Source organism: Lentzea alba (assembly GCF_047445655.1).
In the GTDB taxonomy this organism is placed as follows: domain Bacteria; phylum Actinomycetota; class Actinomycetes; order Mycobacteriales; family Pseudonocardiaceae; genus Lentzea; species Lentzea alba_A.
In genome coordinates this window covers 1-16,501 of sequence record NZ_JAJAEG010000010.1, presented here as the reverse complement: position 1 = coordinate 16,501, position 16,501 = coordinate 1, and the positions used below count along the sequence as shown (strand labels likewise).

Genomic DNA, 16,501 nt, shown 5'->3' with positions numbered 1-16,501 from the left:
TCCTGGTGACACACGTCTGGTCCTTCAATGGTCGATCCAGTCCCTCGCGTCCAGAAGAGCGGAAGGGCACGCACTCCAGCGGACCAACTGCCCTGGTACCGCGGTTCTCCCTGCACTGTTCCGCAGGAAGCGCGACAGGATTCAGACCACAGTCCACATTGGACGAAAGCGGGGTTGCTCCCGGGACGACCGCGAGAGCTGGCCCCTCGTGACGCTCCGTCCGACGTGGTACTGCTGCAGTCGGCGCCCGAGCCCCAACTGGAGCTCCCGGTACGCGATGGCGTGCGAGAGAGCCGACGCGGTCGAGACCGACCTCTAGGAGCAGAAGCATGACGACCACCGCACAACTCATCGAGTCCGGCACCGAGGAGTTCGGCCGGGAGCTGGACCGGATCCGCGACGAGGTGCTCGCCGCTCGCGGGGAGAACGACGCGCGGTACATCCGGCGGGTGATCGCAGTCCAACGAGGCCTGGAGGCAGGCGGGCGGGTGTTGTTGTTCGTCTCGATCCTGCCGCCCGCGTGGCTCGCGGGCACGGCGGCGCTGGCCACCGCCAAGATCCTGGAGAACATGGAGATCGGCCACAACGTGTTGCACGGCCAGTGGGACTGGATGTGCGATCCGAAGATCCACTCCACCACCTGGGAGTGGGACTTCTCCACACCGGCCGAGGCGTGGAAGCACTCGCACAACTTCCTGCACCACACCTACACCAACGTCCTCGGCAAGGACCGCGACATCGGCTACAGCGCGCTCCGCATCCACCCCGAACAGCCGTGGCACCCCGTCTACCTCGCGCAGCCGTTCTACAACCTCGTGCTCGCGATGTTCTTCGAGTGGGGCATCTCGATCTACGACGTCGAGCTCGAACGTGCCTGGCGCGGCGAGAAGAGCTGGCGCGAAGCGCTGACCGAGCTGCGCGGCGTCCTCGGCAAGGCCCGCCGCCAGGTGATCAAGGACTACGTCGCGTACCCGCTGCTCGCGGGTCCGTCGGCGTTGCCGACCCTGCTCGCGAACCTGGCCGCGAACGTGATCCGCAACGTGTGGACGCACACGATCATCTTCTGCGGCCACTTCCCCGACGGCACCGTGGTCTTCACCGAGGACCAGCTCGACGGCGAGACCCGCGGCGAGTGGTACCTGCGCCAGCTGACGGGATCGGCCAACATCGAGGGCGGCGCGCTGTTCCACGTCATGACCGGCAACCTCAGCCACCAGATCGAGCACCACCTGTTCCCGGACCTGCCGAGCAACCGGTACGCCGAGATCGCTCCGAAGGTGCGTGAACTGTGCGAGCGCTTCGGCCTGCCCTACACGACCGGGCCGTTGCTGCGGCAGACCGCGAGCGTGTGGAAGCGGGTGCTGCGGCTTGCTCTTCCCGGCGGGACGGGATGACCCGCGGACACGCGCAACACAGCCCAACGGCGTAAGTTCTGGTGAGCCGAGGGCTTTCGCGCACCGGGTCCGAACCGGAGCCGTCCTCGGTGTCCCGAAAACGGTCATCGGGCAGCCGGGACGGGAGGATCGGCGTCATGTCGAGCCAGCGGACCTACGAGGTTCCGGTGCGGACCATCCTCGCGACGATCGGGCTCACCCTCGCCACGGTCGTGGCCGTGGTGTTCGTCATGCACGTCCAGCGAGTTCTCGTCTGGATGCTCATCGCCGCCGTCTTCACCGTCGCGCTCTACCCGGCGGTGAACTGGGTGCAGGACCACGTCAGGTGGTGCCGCCGCTCGCTGGCGACGCTGCTCGTGTTCCTCGTGGTCTTCCTGGTGTTCGGCGGCGTGCTGACGCTCTTCGCGGTACCGCTGGCAGAGCAGGGCACGCAGCTGGCCTCGCGGTTGCCGGACATGATCGCGGACGCGCGCAGCGGCAGAGGGGCGGTCGGCATCCTGCTGGAGCGCACCAACGCGCTGGAGTTCGCCCGGGACAACGAAGACCGCATCCGTCAGTTCGCCACCGGCCTCGGCACCCCGGCGCTGAACCTGGTGCGCAGCGCGGTCACCGGCGTCGTGGCGACCATCTCCATCTTCGTGCTCGCCTACCTCGCGGTGCTGCAAGGCCCCAAAGTGATCGACGGGACGCTCGCGCTCTTCCCGCCGCAGCGTGCGGAGCGCATCCACCGGGTCGGCCGTGAGTGCGCGAAGACCATCACCGGGTACATCTCGGGCAACCTGATCATCAGCGTGATCTGCGGTGTGCTGACCTACGTCGTGCTGAAGATCTTCGGCGTTCCGTTCGCCGAGCTGATCGCGGTGTTCGTCGCGATCGTCGACCTGATCCCGTTGATCGGCGCCACCCTCGGCGCGGTGGTGGCGGGCGTCGCCGCACTCATCCACTCGGTGCCCGCGGCCATCGCCGTGATCATCTTCTTCGTCGTCTACCAGCAGCTGGAGAACCACCTGCTGCAGCCGGTGATCTTCTCCCGCACGGTCCGGCTCAACCCCCTGACCGTGCTCGTCGCTCTGCTGCTGGCGACCGAGCTCGCCGGAATACTCGGGGCCCTGCTCGCCATCCCGGCCGCCGGCATCATCCAGGTCGTCCTGCGCGACGTGTGGCAGCACCGCAGGGTCGAGCCTGATGCGGAATCGGACGCATCCACCTGAAGGCGGCTACCGCGGGGAGGAAAGAGGTTCGCCGTTCGCCTGAGCCTCCTGTGCCTGCGGTGTGCCGAGCGACTGCATCGGGACGGCGGCGGGCAGGCCGTCGGCCTGTGGCCCGGCCGCGCCCGCCTCGCGCGCCAGGAACGAACCGAGCTCGCCGATGGTGCTCATCAGCGGTGCCGGGAACACGACCGTCGTGTTCTTGTCCACCCCGAGCTCGACCAGGGTCTGCAGATTTCGCAGCTGCAACGCCAGCGGGTGGGCCATCATCGTGTCCGACGCGTCGCCCAGCGCCGCCGCAGCCAGCGACTCGCCCTCCGCGTTGATGATCTTCGCTCGCTTCTCCCGCTCGGCCTCGGCCTGCTTGGCCATCGCGCGCTTCATGCTGTCGGGCAGCTGGATGTCCTTCAGTTCCACCAAGGTGACCTCCACGCCCCACTCGACCGTCGTGATGTCGAGGATCTTGCGGATGTCGACGTTGATCTGGTCGGTCTCCGACAACGTCTGGTCGAGGGTGTGCTGCCCGACCACCTTCCGCAGAGTGGTCTGCGCGATCTGGTCGATCGCGGCGTAGACGTTCTCGATCGCCACCACCGACTTCACCGCGTCGACGACCTTGAAGTACGCCACCGCCGACACGTCGACGCTCACGTTGTCCCTGGTGATGATGCCCTGCGACTGGATCGGCAGGGTGACGATCCGCAGCGACACCCGGCGCATGCGGTCCACCACCGGAATGATCAGTCGCAGTCCCGGCATCCGCACGCTGCGCACCTTGCCCAGGCGGAACAACACTCCCTGCTCGTACTGCTTGACCACCTTCACCGACATGCCCAGCAACAGCAGGACCACGACCGCGATGCCCGCGTAGACCAACCCGCTCATGATGACGCTCCGTCCGAGTTCGGATGAGACCGCTCCACGATGCGCGCGCCGCGGTGCTGACACCGCAGCCGAAGGTCCTCGCTCCCCAGCGCCGATCTACCCGGCACGGCGGGAGTTCTCGGTCACCTCCGCGGCGCACCGCCCGTACCGGCCGCAAGGGCAGGGATGTCGGCTGTGCCTTCGACCACCGCGGCTGCGACTCCGGCCAGCCGCACGCGGTTGCGGCGGGCGTAGCCGCGCAGCAGGGCGAAGGCGCTGTCCACGGTGGTGTTCATCCGTTCGGCCAGCACGCCCTTGGCCTGCTCGATGAGGACGCGGCTCGTGAGCGCGGTCTCCAACTGCTCGATGACCACCTCGTGGTGTCGCAAGGTGCGCTGACGCAGCAGGCTGACGGTGGCGATGTCGGCCAGCATCCGACCGAATACCGCGGTGTCCGCGTCCCAGGGCCCTGGCGTGTCGCCGAACAGGTCGAGTCCGCCGATCACGGTGTCGTCGGCCCGCATCGGTAGCGCGTGCACGGCGGCGAACCCGGCAGCGACGGCGGCACGGGAGAACACCGGCCACCTCTGGCCTCCGGCAGCGAGGTCCTCGCACTCCACCGCCTGGCCGCTGCGGAGACAGTCCGAGCACGGCCCCTCGTGATGCCGTAGCTGCGACAGCTCCAGCGTCCGTGCCGACTCGGTGGATCCCGCCACGACGTCGAGCGTGCCCTGGTGGTCCACCAGCCGCGCACCGGCCGCGGTCACGTCGAGCACCTCGACGCAGCGGTTCACGAACAGGTCCAGGAAGTCGACGACATCGAGGTCGTGCACGAGCAAGTCCGCCACCGCGACAAGGACCTTCCTGCCCTTCTGATCTTTCACCGTCATCACCGGTCCTCCATCCCTGGGCCAGGGGCCGTCACGGGGCCGGTCACAGCTGTGCCGTCCGACCCGTGACTCACAGGCGCCTCGCCGACATCAGAGAGATCATCCACGCAGAAACAACGACGCTAGGACGGTTCCGGACCAGCAGAAACCACCGTAGGTCCCGATCAGACCGGGACCTTTCGTCCGATCGCCCATTCAGGTGGGGTGTGTTCGTGCATCGAGCCACCTCGGCGCGCACCCGGTCTCTCCTGGGCTGTCTTTCTCATGACCGCCTCCGGCCACCCGCACGCGGGGTCAGCGAACCTCCTGTCCAAGGTCCACGCGTCCGGAAGAGCGGAAGTGCACGCGCTCCGGACCGGCTGTCCTGACGCCACCAAGTCTTTCGCGCATTCGGGCGCGGCATCTTCATCCGACCGGCCGCGCACGACCGTCCTCAGTGGACCAAAAAGCGGGCAGGGGACTTGGTCCCGGCCGGGTGGGGTTGGACGACCCTGCTGGGCCGCGGGACGACGTGGCCAGCATGGACGGGTGGCCGGCCTCCGCGACCTCCTGCAGCGCTACCGCCCGGTGGGAACACCCGGCGCGGCGGCGCGACCTGGGGTGCCCGCGGATCGTGCGGCGGAGGTGGCGACGGAGCTGGAACCGGTGCTCGCCCTGCTCGCGGGCGCCGAGGACGAGGCGCGGCGCCTGCGTGCCGAGGCGCGCGAGGAAGCGCGCCGGATCCGGGAACAGGCCGCTCGTGAGGCGGAGGATCTCGTCGCCGGGGCTCGCGAACGAGCCGCCGAGGTGCGTGCGCGGTCGGCCGCGGACGCGCGGGCGCAGGCGGCTCCCGACGGTGAGCTGCTCGTCGAGGCCGCGCGGGAGGGGGCGCACCGGATGCGGGAGCGCGCCGCGGCGTTGATGCCCGAGTACGTGGACCGTGCCGTCGCGACGGCGCTGAGCGGCATCGCGCGAACGGACGAGGTCGTGCCGTGAGCGCGGCGTGGATCGCGGGTGGAGTGCGGGCGCGGGCGTTGTTGCGGCGCAGGGCCGGCGCGGTGAGCGCGCGTGAGATCGCCGGGTGTTCGTCAGCGGCTGAGGCGGTGGCGCTGCTCGTCGCCGGTCCTTATCAACGGGACGTGCGGCCGGGACAGTCGCTGGCGCAGGCCGAGCACGGTGTGGCGGCGACGTTGCTGTGGCACCTGAGAGTGCTCGCCGGATGGCAGCCGCGTGCGGGTGCCGAACTGGTCCGGCTGCTCGCCGGGTGGTTCGAGGTCGCGAACGTCGTGGAGCACGTGCGCGCGCTGGCCGGCGCGACGGCGGGTCAGATGTTCCGGCTCGGCACGCTCGCCACCGCGTGGCCGCGGCTCGCAGCTACGTCGTCGCTGGCCGAGTTGCAGCGCGCGCTCGCCGCGTCCCCCTGGGGCGATCCGGGCGGCGCCGATCCGCAGCGGATCGTCGCCGCCGTGCAGCTCGGCTGGGCGGCACGGGTCGCGGGCGGTGTGCCGCAGGCTCGGGAGTGGGCCGCGGGAGGCGCCGTGTTGCTGGTCGCGCGCGAACAGTTCCTGCTCGGCCGACCGGTGCCCGGCTCGGCGCTGCTCGGCGACGTCGGCCAGCTCGCGTTCACCGACTTCGCCGCACGGCTGCCGGGTGAGGCGGCGTGGGCGCTCGCGGACGTCACGGATCCCGCCGGCCTGTGGCAGGCCGAGGAGAACTGGTGGAGGCGCGTGGAGACCGACGCGCGAACGTTGCTGCGCGGGCGGGGGTTCGGCCCTGACACGGTGGTGGGGTGCGCCGCCCTGCTCGCGGTCGACGCTCGCCGGGTGCGGGCCGCGCTCGAGAGCGCCGCGCGCGGCGGCAGACAGCTGGAGGCGTTCGATGCCATCACATGACGCCATGACACCTGTGCGGATGGAACGGATCGCCGTCGTGGCACCGGAAGACGCGCTGCGCCGCGCCCTCGCTCTGGTGGCGGACGCGGGTGTGGTCGACGTCGACCGAACCGACGACGAGCTGGAGACCATCGCGGACGCCGCGGTGCGACGGGAGTCGGTCGCGGCCGTCGCGGGGTGGTGCCCGGCCCAGGAACGACCCGGTCTCGCCGCGGCACTCGCCGAGGTGGGTGCGGCTGCGGTGCCGTTGCCGGTGCCACGCGGCGTGGATCCGCCTTCGTTGTTGCGTGCGGACGGCCCGGTCCGGCGGTCGTTCACCCCTCTCATCACCACCTACGGCACGGTGCCGTACCAGGACGTCGACCCGACGGTGCTCGCGGGCGCCGCGTACGTGCTCATGTTCGGGATGATGTTCGGTGACGCCGGGCAGGGACTGCTGCTGGTCGCGGTCGGCCTGCTGCTGCGGGCCGGATGGCCGCGCCGGCTGGCGCGCTGGCGTTCCGCGTGGCCGTTCGTCCTGGGCGCCGGGGTCGCGAGCACCGCGTTCGGGGTGCTGTACGGGGAGTTCTTCGGGCCGACGGGCGTTGTTCCCGTGCTGTGGCTGGATCCGCTGGACGACCCGGTGGAGCTGCTGAGCGCCGGTGTCGCAGCCGGGGCCGTCCTGCTGGCCGCGGCCTACGCCGTCGCGATCGTCAACCGATGGCGTGAAGGCGGTCCGCGGCTCGCCGTGTACGCGGCGTCGGGTGTCGCGGGAGCAGCGCTGTTCCTGGGCATCGCGGGGATCGCGGGTGGCTTGCTGCTGGGCGCCGACCTGCTCGTCGTGGCCGCCGCCGTGATCGCCGTGGCCGGCCTGGTGCTCGCCGGGGTGGGGTTCGCCGCGGCCTCCGGTGGTGGTGCCGCGGGGTGGGTGCAGGCGGCCGTGGAGCTGTTCGACATCGTGATCAGGACAGGGTCGAACCTCGTGTCGTTCGCCCGGCTCGCGGCGTTCGGCCTGGTGCACGCCGCGATCGGCTCGGTCGTGTGGCTGGGGACGACGGCACTGGCGAGCGGTGGTGGCGTGGGCATCGCCGCTGCGGTGCTGGTCTTCTTGCTGGGCAACGCACTCGCGTTCTCCCTTGAGGCGTTGGTCGCTGCCATCCAGGCGTTGCGCCTGGAGTTCTACGAACTGTTCTCGCGGGTCTTCGAGATCGAGGGCCGGCCGTTCCGCCCGTGGCACGGGGAGGCTCGATGATGGTCTGGTTGGCAGGATTGCCGGTGCTCGTCGCGGTGTGCGCGGGAGCCGTGCTCCTGGTGCGCCGCAAGGGACGCGCCGTGCTCACCCTGTTCGCGGGACTCAACGGCGTGCTACTCGTCGGCGCCCTGGTCGTGCTCGTCATGGCGCTGCAGGCCGGTGAGGCGTCCGCGGCCGTGGCCCAGTCCCCCGCCCCCGCGGCGAACTGGGCCGCGCTGCTCGGAGCGGCCATCTCGGTCGCCGGCTCGTCCATCGGCGCGGCGATCGCGGTCGCCTACACCGGAGCGGCGGCGCTGGCCGCCCTCAGCGAACGGCCCGAGCTGTTCGGCCGCGCGATGGTGATCGTGGGCCTGGCGGAGGGCATCGCCATCTACGGGCTGATCGTCGCGGTGATCCTCCTCGGGAAGGCGTGAGCGGTGGGAGCCGTGGCCGTGATCGGTGCCGGGGTCGCCGACTGGGCACTCGCCGGTGTGCGGGTCTGCGAGGCGGCCGACCCCGCGTCCGTGCGCGTGGCCTGGAGCAGCCTGGGCGACGACGTGTCGGTCGTGCTGCTCACGGACGCCGCCGCCGCGGTGTTGAGCGCCGAAGTCGCGGGAACCGGCCCCCGGCTCGTGGCGGTGATCCCGTCATGACCGTCCAGCAGCAGGACGCGCTGGCCCCGGTGCGGGCGGCGTTGCTGGCCAGAGCACGTGCCCAGGCCGGACGTGAGCTCGCGGCCGCACACCTCGACGGGGACGCGCTGCTCGCCACGGCCCGCGCTGAGGCGCGGTCGATCCTCGACCTGGCCGCCGAGGAGGGCCGTGCGGACGCCGCGTCGTCCATCGCCGCCGAGCACGAGAAAGCCCGCCGTACCGCCCGCGCGCTCGAACAGGCCGCACAACGCGAGATCTACGACGACCTCCGTCACCGCGTCACCACCGCGGTGGCGCGCGCCTTCGCCGACCCGGTCCGGCGGGATCGGCTCGTGGCGATGATCCGGACCGAGCTCGGCGCCGGCGCGACCGTGCGGGACGCACCGGGCGGAGGCGTGACCGGGGAGGCCGCGGGCCGGGTGGTCGATCTCGGCGTCGAGGCGGTGGCCGGCCGCGCCGTCGACGCGCTCGGAGACGGGGTGAGGGCGCTGTGGGCGCCGTGAACACCGGACGGGTCGTCCGGGTGTCCGGGCCATTGGTCGAGGTCTGCGACGTCGGCCCGGTCGCCATGCACGACCTCATCGCGCTCGGGCCCGACTCGACGCCGAGCGAGGTCGTCGCGATCAGGGACGGCCTGGTGAGCGTGCAGGCCTACGAGTACACCGGCGGGCTGAGGCCGGGTGCTGCCGCCGTACCCGCGGGCAAGCCGCTGTCGGTCCGACTCGGCCCAGGACTGCTGGGCCACGTCTTCGACGGGTTGTTGCGGTCGTTGACAGCGGCGCCGGTGTTCCTCACTCCCGGCGCCACCAATCAGGATTCCGACCACCGGTGGCGGTTCGAGCCCGGGGTGCGCGTCGGTGACGCGGTCGAGGCCGGGCAGGTGCTCGGTGTGGTGACCGACGCCGGAGCGCTCGAACACCGGGTGCTCGCGCCACCGGGCGTCGGCGGCACAGTGGAGTCGGTGGCCGACGGCAAGTGCGGAGCCGACACCGCGGTCGCCACCGTCAGCGGCACCGCCGTGCACCTGTTCTCCGACTGGCCGGTCCGGGTGCCGCGGCCGTGCCGGACCCGTCTGACCGAGGTGACGCCGCTGCGCACCGGGCAGCGTGTGCTGGACCTGCTCTACCCCGTGGCACGCGGGGGTGCCGCCGCGGTACCCGGAGGCTTCGGCACCGGGAAGACCGTTCTGCTGCAACAGATCGCGAAGTGGTGCGACGCGGACGTCATCGTCTACGTCGGGTGCGGGGAGCGCGGCAACGAGCTGGCCGAGGTCGTGGCCGAGCTCTTCGAGCTGACGGACCCGCGCACCGGTGGGCGGCTGACCGACCGCACCGTGGTCATCGCCAACACCTCGAACATGCCGATGATGGCCCGTGAGGCGAGCATCTACACCGGTGTCGCCGTCGCGGAGTACTACCGTGACATGGGGTATCACGCGGTAGTCATCGCCGACTCCACCTCGCGCTGGGCGGAGGCGTTGCGGGAGTTCGCGTCCCGCACCGGCGCGCTGCCCGCGGAGGAGGGGTATCCCGCCGACCTCGCCTCCGCGCTGGCGGCGTTCTACGAACGTGCGGGCTGCGTCGAGACGCTCGGCGGAGCGGTCGGGTCGGTCACGATCATCGGCGCCGTGTCGCCGCCGGGCGGTGACATGACCGAGCCCGTCACCGCGCACACGGAACGCTTCGTCCGCGTCCGCTGGACGCTCGACCGGGACCTCGCCTACTCCCGGCACTACCCCGCCGTCTCCTGGTCGGGCTCGTTCTCCCGTGACGCGCCGGCGGTGGGAGACCACCACGTCCGTGAGGGTGAACACGAGTGGCCCGCACGGAGAGCACGTGTGACGACCGCGCTGGCCGAAGCCGACCGGCTCGCCGCCCTGGCGGAACTGGTCGGCGAGGCCGCGTTGTCCGGGCCTGAGCGGGTCGCGTTGCTGGCCGGGCGCCTGCTGCGCGACGGAGTGCTCCAGCAGAGCGCTCTGTCCACAGTGGACGCTGCTGGAGGCGACGAGAAGGCGGCTGCGCTCGTGGCAGCCGTCCTGGCGGTGGTGGACGAGTGCCAGCGGCTGGTGGCGGCGGGCGTGCCTGCCGAAGTGTTGGAGGAGTTCGACTTCACCGCGCTGGTGCGGCTGCGCGAGGAGGCGGGGCCGCACGAAGTGGAGCTGATCGGCAGGCGGCGCGACGAGGTGCTGGCCGGGTTGCGGAGGCTGCGATGACGATCGAGTTCACCGGGGTGCGGGAGCTGCGCGGACCGCTGGTCGTGGTCGGCGGAGTCGAGGGTGTCGGCTGGGACGAGTTCGTGCGCATCAGGCTGGACTCCGGCGAGCTGCGGCACGGTCTCGTGCTGGAGGTCGACCACGACCTCGCCGTCGTGCAGGTGCTGGAGGGCACCGGCGGCATGGCCACAGCGGGCACCCGGCTCGAGTTCACCGGGCAGCCGCTGAGCATCCCGGTCGGCACCGGGTGGCTCGGCCGGACGTGCGACGGCCGCGGCGCTCCGGTGGACGGCGGGCCACCGGTGTTCGGCGCGCGGCGCGAACCAGTCGCAGGCGCACCGCTGAACCCGACGTGGCGTGAGGCGCCCGCCGAGCCGGTGCTCACCGGCGTGTCGGTCATAGACGCGCTGACCACCCTGGTCCGCGGCCAGAAGCTCCCGCTGTTCTCGCTGCCGGGCCACCCGCACCTGGAGCTGGCGACCCAGATCGCCGTGCAGTCCACGGCAGGAGGCGAACCGTTCTGCGTCGTGTTCGCGGGCATCGGTCTCACCCATGCGGACGCCGCCTACGCACGCGACGCGCTCGAAGCCCGATCGGCGGCGGGTGAACTGGTGCTGCTGATCAACACCGCCGACGATCCCGTCATCGAACGGATTCTCACCCCGCGGATCGCGCTGACCGTCGCCGAGTCGCTGGCGTTCCGCGAGGGCAGGCACGTGCTGGTCGTGATGACCGACATGACGACCTACGCGGAGGCGTTGCGCGAGGTGTCCGCGGCCCGCGGCGAGATCCCCGCGCGACGGTCGTACCCCGGCTACCTCTACAGCGACCTCGCCTCGTTGTTCGAGCGCTGCGGCCGCATCCGGGGAAGGCCGGGGTCGGTGACGGTGCTGCCGGTCCTCACCATGCCGGGAGGCGACATCACCCACCCCGTCCCCGACCTCACCGGGTACATCACCGAGGGGCAGATCGTCTTCTCCGCCGAAGCCCACGCGCACGGCCTGTACCCACCGGTCGACCCGCTCGCCTCGCTGTCGCGGCTGATGCGCAACGGCGCCGGACCGGGCCGGACCCGTGCCGACCACCTGGACGTCGCGGCGCAGCTGCTGTCCGCGCTGGCACGGGCCCGGCAGGTGCGCGACCTGGCCGAGCTCATCGGGGTCAGCGGCCTGAGCCGCACGGACCAGGCCTACCTCGATCTGGAGCAGGCCTTCCGGACCGAGGTGCTCAGCCAGTCGCCGGGTGAGGCGCGGACGCTCGACGACACCCTGGAACGGGTGTGGCGGGTGTTGCTGCGGCTGCCCCGGTCGGAACTGTCGATGCTGCCCGCCTCGCTGCTGGAGGGCCGATGAGCGCCATGCGGGTGCCTTCCGGCCGGTCGGGACGCCAGTGGTTGCGCGGCCGCCTCGACAGCGCCGAACACGCGGCCGCGCTGCTGGAGCAGAAGCTGCGGGCGTTGCGCGCGGAACAGCGCCGCCTCGCCGAAGCGGCGGCACGCACCCACTCCGAGCTGGTGGCGCAGGCCGAGGAGACGAAGACCTGGGCACTGCGCGCCGCGCTCACGGCCGGACGCCGCGGGATGCGCCTCGCGGGCAGCGGCGCGGAAGCCGACGTGACGATCTTCTGGGCCACGACGGCGGGGGTCCGGCACCCCACCGGGATCACCTGCTCGATGCCCGCCGATGTGATCGGCGGGCCGACTGGCTCCTCGGTCGCGCGGGCGGTGCTCGAACAACGCCGGACGCTCGACGCGGCTCTGCGGCACGCCGTCGCGACCGCCGCGTTGCACCGGCTCACCGCGGAGGCCGACACGACCCAGCGCCGGGTGCGGGTGCTGCGCCGGCACTGGGCGCCGTTGCTGCGGGAGGCACTCGCGCGGGTCGACCTGGAGCTGGAGGAGCGGGAGCAGGCCGAGAACCTCCGGCACCGGATCGCTCTCAACGCCGATCGGAGCCGCGCGGCAGAGTGACGCCCGACGTCGCGTCACTCGCCCAACAAGCACTTTCCTGCGGTCTCTGCTCGTCATGAGGGTGACCTTCATGAACCTCAGGTCCATGAAGGTCACCCTCATGGACCACGCGTACGCTTCGAGCGGGCGTTGACCGCGCTCTCATCGGCACGAATTCGCCGGCAGAGTCCTTGCAGTCGCCCACAGCACCAGAAGTGGACGGCTGGGGCGGTCAGCGGGCGGTCCAGTCGCGAGCGATCCGTTCCCACTCCCCTGCCCACCGGCGCAGGCGCGACCGCTGGTGCGCGTACCGGGTGACCAGGTAGAGCAGCGTCATCGCGCCCACGGCTCCGGTCCAGAGCAGGACGGCGACCGCGATCCCGTTGAACGCGGCGTCTCCGGTGCTCAGCGGTGCCCAGGTGAGATCACCGTTGCGCTCGACCCAGATCGGCACGGTCGTGCCCGCCTTCGCTCCGGACTGAGCGTGCACGACGCCCTGCCTCGCCGCTCCGTCCGGAGCGAGCCAGGTCGCCGGGACGGGGACGGACCTCGCGACGCCGCCCGGCCCCGCCGAACCGACGACCAGCGGTGCGTCCACGACGAGCACGGCCTCCGCCGGGTGCCGGGTCTGCTGCTCGATCACGGCCTGCGCGGATTGCCTGGTGTAGAACTCCGAGCCCGCGGCGGCCGCGACGGGCAGTGCGACCAACGCCACCACGGCGGCGAGGACCAGGACGAAGCCCTCCAGCCGGTCGCCCGCGGTGGCCAGCTCGTTGCGACCGGGCAACGCCTGCCGAAGGACTCGCAAGAGCGGTTTCGTGTCCATGGTCCACCTCCTCGGTCAAGGGTTCTCCGCGTGAGCAGCGCTCCCCAGGGCACTTGGTCTCGTGGCGACGGTGACCGTGGACTCACGGGTTCGAGGCCCGGCACCGCCTTCGGTCCTGCCCGAAACAGGACTTCGAACCCGGTTCCGCGCTCCCGCCGCCCGCGACCCTGGTCGTGGAGGTGGGAGCGGTGAGGGAATGGTTCAGGGCACACCGGCCGCTCGTGGCCGGCGCGGCGGTGCTGGTGCTCGGTGCTGTGGTAGTGCTGATCGTCGCGCTGCTGCGGGCGACGCCTGGACGACCGGTCGCGACACCGTCGAGCACGCCGGTCACGACGATGACCCCGGCGAGCGGCAGTTCGACGACGACAACGACCACAGCACCTATGGCCACGACCTCTCGCACCACGACCGGTCGCACCACGACGACCGCTCCCCCGCCACCTCCCTTCCCGGAGTCTTTGCGCGGCAAGGACATCTCCAGGCTGCCGACGGATCGCAAGGTGGTCGCTCTCACGTTCGACGCGGGCGCCAACGCCGCCGGGCTGCCCAGCATCCTGCGCGCGCTCGCGGACCAGCACGTGCGCGCGACGTTCTTCTTCACCGGCAACTTCGCGCAGGCCGATCCGGGCTCCGTCCAGGCGATCCTCACCGCCGGACACCGCGTCGGCAACCACTCGATGACTCACCCCTACCTGACCCGGTTGCCGGACAACGAGATCAGCGGCGAGCTCGCTCGCGCGGAGCAGGTGCTCATGCGCACCGGCTCCGACCCCAGGCCGCTGTTCCGGTTCCCCTACGGCGACCGCGACGCACGCGCCATCGCAGCCGTCAACTCCCAGGGCTACGTCCCGGTGCGCTGGACCGTCGACACGCTCGGATGGCAGGGCACGTCCGGCGGCGGCAGCGCCCGGCGCGTCGTCGACCGCACGATCGAGGCGTTGCAGCCGGGTGAGATCGTGTTGATGCACATCGGATCACACCCCGAGGACGGATCCACTTTGGACGCTGACGCGCTGCCGGACCTGATCGCCGCGGTGCGGGCGCGTGGCTACGACTTCGTCACGCTCGACGCACTGCTCGGCGACGGCTCCGCGGGATGAGGAGCCGAAGTCACGCGGTGCCGCACACACCTGCCGTGTAAGCGGCGCGGCAACCTGCGCGGAGCAGCTTGCCGCTGGAGCTGCGGGGCAGCGTGCCCGCGGCGACCACCGCGACGTCGTCCACCCGCACTCCGTGTCCGCTGTGGACGGTGCGCCGCACCGCCGCCACGATCTCCTCCGGCTCGACGTCGCCGAGGACTTCCGCCAGCACGACGACACGTTCGCGTTGGCCGTCATCGACACCGAGCACGCAACACGCGAGCACGGCTGGATGCGCGGTCTCCGCTGTCGCTTCCAGGTCGTGCGGGTGGTGGTTGGCACCGGCGATGATGATCACCTCCTTGGCCCTGCCCGTCACGAACAGCTCGCCGTCCCAGCGGAAGCCCGTGTCGCCGGTGCGCAGGAACGGGCCGCGCCTGCCGGGCAGCTCGGCGTGGAACACCTCGTCCGGCTGGTTCCAGTAGCCGGTGCCCACGCTCGGGCCCTGCACGAAGATCTCCCCCACCTCGCCGTCCGCGCACTCCTGCGAGGTGGTCGGATCGGCCACCACGAGCGTGATCGACGGGGAGACCGGGCCGCTGCTGACCAGCTGCCGCCCGCCGGGAGGGTCGACCGGGCGGACGCGGCCTCTGGTGAGGGTGTCGGTGTCGCAGCGCAGGATCACCGGGCCCTCCCCCACCAGAGCGCTGGTGACCATCACGGTCGACTCCGCGAGGCCGTAGCCCGGCACGAGAGTGCCGCGGCGCAGGCCGACGGGAGCGAACACCTCGAGAAAGCGCTCCAGCGACTTGGCCCTGACCGGCTCGCCGCCGATCAGCGCCATCTCCCAGCCGCTCAGGTCCAGCTTCGCCATCTGGGCCTCCGGGATGCGGCGCACGCACAGGTCGAGCGCGAAGTTGGGCGCGCAGCTGTCGGCCCTGCCGAGCTGCGAGATCAGCCGCAGCCAGCTGATCGGGCTGCGGACGAAGACCCCGGCGGGGAACAGGAGTGCCTGCCGGCCCGCGTACAGCGGGTCGAGCACGCCGCCGATCAGGCCCATGTTGTAGTGCGACGGCAGCCACGAGACGCTCGGCGGGCGGGGCAGTCGCTCCTCGTCGGCCGGGCGGTACAGGTTCTCGTGGATCAACGCGAGGTTGTGCAGGACGTTGCCGTGGGTCAGCGTCACGCCCTTGGGCTCGCCGGTCGATCCGGACGAGTACTGCAGGTAGGCCGGCGTGTTGATGCCCACACCGGGCGGCGTCCACCGATGCGCGAATGCCGGGTCGGTCTCGTCGACCGAGACCCGCACCAGCCCGGCGAGTGCCGGGGTCTCCTCGACGACCCCGAGGCACTTGGCGAAGGTCATACCGGTGGAGAGCAGCAGTTCCGGCCCGCAGCTCGCGACGATCGACTCGATCCGGCCCACCTTCACACTCGTGCGGGTGCCGTCGAGCGGCGCGACCGGCACCGCGATCAGCCCGGCGTACAGGCACCCGAGGAACGCGACGTGGAAGTCCAGGCCGGGTTCGAAGCACAGCAGCGCTCGGGTGCCGCGGGGCGCGAGCTCGCTCAGCAGCACGGCCAGCGCCCGTGCCCGGCGGTCCAGGTCGGCCAGGGTCAGCGCGTCCCACTCCGTTCGCCCGTCGGCGTAGAACGAGTACGCACGCATGTCCGGCTCTGCCGAGGCTCGGGCCCGGCACAGGTCGACCAGCGTGGTGAACTTCCGCCGGCCGCCCGCGACGTTCTTCGGCAGCCGCACACCGTCGTTGATGTGCATCACTTTCCTCCCAACATGAGCGCACGGCAGGAGGCACGGCGGAGCTTTCCGCTCGTGGTCAGCGGCAACGTGCCGGGTGACACGAGCGCGATGCGGCTGAGCACCACGCCGTCCTCCGCGTGCACCGCGGTGGCGATCGCGTGCCTGATCTCGTCCTGGGACGTCCCGCGGTACCGGTGGTCGACCTCGGCGAACACCACGACGTCCGCGCCGTCCATCACCGCGCACGCCGCCCGCACCGCGGCGTGGCTGCCCATCGCGGTCGCCTCGATGTCGTACGGGTAGAGCTGGCGGCCGTCGACCTCCAGCAGGTCCGGGATCCGGCAGGTGACGAAGAGCTGGCCCTCGGACAGGAATCCCAGGTTCCCGGTGCGCAGGAACCTGCGGCCTTCCACCAGCGCGCCGAAAGTTCGTTCGGTGCCGGCGAGGTCGTTCCAGTACCCCGCCCCGATGCTCGGGCCGGACACGAGGATCTCGCCGACCTCATCGGGCCCGACGCGCACGCAGGTCTCCGGATCAGCGACGACCACGTCCAGCGAGGGGTCCGGTTCGCCGCAGCCGACCAGGCT

The 16,501-nt window shown here is 71.4% G+C and carries 16 protein-coding genes and 1 pseudogene; 12 read left to right on the top strand and 5 right to left on the bottom strand.

The window, feature by feature from the left end:
- Nucleotides 1-329: 329 nt before the first annotated feature.
- Both LFM09_RS17665 and LFM09_RS17660 read left to right on the top strand, forming a co-directional pair.
- Entirely contained in the window at nt 330-1,394 is a 1,065-nt protein-coding gene (locus LFM09_RS17665; RefSeq protein WP_414097556.1) for a fatty acid desaturase family protein, read from the top strand.
- Between the two features lie 137 nt (nt 1,395-1,531).
- Entirely contained in the window at nt 1,532-2,605 is a 1,074-nt protein-coding gene (locus LFM09_RS17660; RefSeq protein WP_414097555.1) for an AI-2E family transporter, read from the top strand.
- Nucleotides 2,606-2,611: 6 nt separating this feature from the next.
- Here LFM09_RS17660 and LFM09_RS17655 read toward each other — a convergent pair whose 3' ends face one another.
- Together LFM09_RS17655 and LFM09_RS17650 are read right to left on the bottom strand one after the other, a co-directional pair.
- The gene (locus LFM09_RS17655) at nt 2,612-3,487 is read right to left on the bottom strand and encodes an SPFH domain-containing protein (RefSeq protein ID WP_414097554.1); all 876 of its coding nucleotides are present in this window, start codon (nt 3,485-3,487) and stop codon (nt 2,612-2,614) included.
- Between the two features lie 122 nt (nt 3,488-3,609).
- On the bottom strand, nt 3,610-4,356 hold the full coding sequence (locus LFM09_RS17650) for a GAF and ANTAR domain-containing protein (protein WP_414097553.1): 747 nt from the start codon (nt 4,354-4,356) through the stop codon (nt 3,610-3,612).
- A 528-nt stretch (nt 4,357-4,884) separates the two neighbouring features.
- Here LFM09_RS17650 and LFM09_RS17645 point away from each other — a divergent pair.
- The 9 genes from LFM09_RS17645 to LFM09_RS17605 are packed head-to-tail and all read left to right on the top strand — an operon-like array spanning nt 4,885 to nt 12,271.
- Nucleotides 4,885-5,331, top strand: a complete 447-nt coding sequence (locus LFM09_RS17645; RefSeq protein WP_414097552.1) for a hypothetical protein — start codon at nt 4,885-4,887, stop codon at nt 5,329-5,331.
- Entirely contained in the window at nt 5,328-6,227 is a 900-nt protein-coding gene (locus LFM09_RS17640; protein WP_414097551.1) for a hypothetical protein, read from the top strand. The genes LFM09_RS17645 and LFM09_RS17640 overlap by 4 nt, the downstream gene beginning before the upstream one ends.
- Before the next feature lie 4 nt (nt 6,228-6,231).
- Nucleotides 6,232-7,458 (top strand): V-type ATPase 116kDa subunit family protein, encoded by a 1,227-nt coding sequence (locus LFM09_RS17635; protein WP_414097550.1) that lies wholly within the window; start codon nt 6,232-6,234, stop codon nt 7,456-7,458.
- Nucleotides 7,455-7,871 carry an ATP synthase subunit C gene (locus LFM09_RS17630; RefSeq protein WP_414097549.1) on the top strand — a complete coding sequence of 139 codons (417 nt, stop codon included), beginning with the start codon at nt 7,455-7,457 and terminating at the stop codon, nt 7,869-7,871. Before LFM09_RS17635 ends, LFM09_RS17630 begins: the two co-directional genes overlap by 4 nt.
- Before the next feature lie 12 nt (nt 7,872-7,883).
- Nucleotides 7,884-8,090, top strand: coding sequence for a hypothetical protein (locus LFM09_RS17625; protein WP_414097548.1), 207 nt, complete (start codon nt 7,884-7,886; stop codon nt 8,088-8,090).
- On the top strand, nt 8,087-8,593 hold the full coding sequence (locus LFM09_RS17620; RefSeq protein ID WP_414097547.1) for a hypothetical protein: 507 nt from the start codon (nt 8,087-8,089) through the stop codon (nt 8,591-8,593). The genes LFM09_RS17625 and LFM09_RS17620 overlap by 4 nt, the downstream gene beginning before the upstream one ends.
- Nucleotides 8,581-10,302, top strand: coding sequence for a V-type ATP synthase subunit A (locus LFM09_RS17615; RefSeq protein WP_414097546.1), 1,722 nt, complete (start codon nt 8,581-8,583; stop codon nt 10,300-10,302). Before LFM09_RS17620 ends, LFM09_RS17615 begins: the two co-directional genes overlap by 13 nt.
- Nucleotides 10,299-11,654, top strand: coding sequence for a V-type ATP synthase subunit B (locus tag LFM09_RS17610; RefSeq protein ID WP_414097545.1), 1,356 nt, complete (start codon nt 10,299-10,301; stop codon nt 11,652-11,654). Before LFM09_RS17615 ends, LFM09_RS17610 begins: the two co-directional genes overlap by 4 nt.
- Nucleotides 11,651-12,271, top strand: a complete 621-nt coding sequence (locus LFM09_RS17605; protein WP_414097544.1) for a V-type ATP synthase subunit D — start codon at nt 11,651-11,653, stop codon at nt 12,269-12,271. Before LFM09_RS17610 ends, LFM09_RS17605 begins: the two co-directional genes overlap by 4 nt.
- 211 nt (nt 12,272-12,482) lie before the next feature.
- Here the strand turns inward: LFM09_RS17605 and LFM09_RS17600 are convergent, their stop codons facing one another.
- The gene (locus LFM09_RS17600) at nt 12,483-13,076 is read right to left on the bottom strand and encodes a hypothetical protein (RefSeq protein ID WP_414097543.1); all 594 of its coding nucleotides are present in this window, start codon (nt 13,074-13,076) and stop codon (nt 12,483-12,485) included.
- Nucleotides 13,077-13,264: 188 nt separating this feature from the next.
- On the opposite strand from LFM09_RS17600, the gene LFM09_RS17595 reads away from it, so the two are divergent.
- Nucleotides 13,265-14,176, top strand: coding sequence for a polysaccharide deacetylase family protein (locus LFM09_RS17595; RefSeq protein WP_414097542.1), 912 nt, complete (start codon nt 13,265-13,267; stop codon nt 14,174-14,176).
- Between the two features lie 10 nt (nt 14,177-14,186).
- On the opposite strand, the gene LFM09_RS17590 is transcribed toward LFM09_RS17595, so the two are convergent.
- Both LFM09_RS17590 and LFM09_RS17585 read right to left on the bottom strand, forming a co-directional pair.
- Nucleotides 14,187-15,932, bottom strand: coding sequence for a fatty acyl-AMP ligase (locus LFM09_RS17590; protein WP_414097541.1), 1,746 nt, complete (start codon nt 15,930-15,932; stop codon nt 14,187-14,189).
- A pseudogene (locus LFM09_RS17585) lies at nt 15,932-16,501 on the bottom strand (hypothetical protein); the annotation flags it as partial. The pseudogene LFM09_RS17585 and the gene LFM09_RS17590, both read right to left, overlap by 1 nt.

What these genes read in the sequence shown, in the direction of transcription:
- LFM09_RS17630 (WP_414097549.1), top strand. Translation starts at nt 7,455, where the DNA reads ATGATGGTCTGGTTGGCAGGATTGCCGGTGCTCGTCGCGGTGTGCGCG.
- LFM09_RS17635 (WP_414097550.1), top strand. Translation starts at nt 6,232, where the DNA reads ATGACACCTGTGCGGATGGAACGGATCGCCGTCGTGGCACCGGAAGAC.
- LFM09_RS17605 (WP_414097544.1), top strand. Translation starts at nt 11,651, where the DNA reads ATGAGCGCCATGCGGGTGCCTTCCGGCCGGTCGGGACGCCAGTGGTTG.
- LFM09_RS17600 (WP_414097543.1), bottom strand. Translation starts at nt 13,076, where the DNA reads ATGGACACGAAACCGCTCTTGCGAGTCCTTCGGCAGGCGTTGCCCGGT.
- LFM09_RS17655 (WP_414097554.1), bottom strand. Translation starts at nt 3,487, where the DNA reads ATGAGCGGGTTGGTCTACGCGGGCATCGCGGTCGTGGTCCTGCTGTTG.
- LFM09_RS17660 (WP_414097555.1), top strand. Translation starts at nt 1,532, where the DNA reads ATGTCGAGCCAGCGGACCTACGAGGTTCCGGTGCGGACCATCCTCGCG.
- LFM09_RS17590 (WP_414097541.1), bottom strand. Translation starts at nt 15,932, where the DNA reads ATGCACATCAACGACGGTGTGCGGCTGCCGAAGAACGTCGCGGGCGGC.
- LFM09_RS17610 (WP_414097545.1), top strand. Translation starts at nt 10,299, where the DNA reads ATGACGATCGAGTTCACCGGGGTGCGGGAGCTGCGCGGACCGCTGGTC.
- LFM09_RS17620 (WP_414097547.1), top strand. Translation starts at nt 8,087, where the DNA reads ATGACCGTCCAGCAGCAGGACGCGCTGGCCCCGGTGCGGGCGGCGTTG.
- LFM09_RS17665 (WP_414097556.1), top strand. Translation starts at nt 330, where the DNA reads ATGACGACCACCGCACAACTCATCGAGTCCGGCACCGAGGAGTTCGGC.
- LFM09_RS17650 (WP_414097553.1), bottom strand. Translation starts at nt 4,356, where the DNA reads ATGACGGTGAAAGATCAGAAGGGCAGGAAGGTCCTTGTCGCGGTGGCG.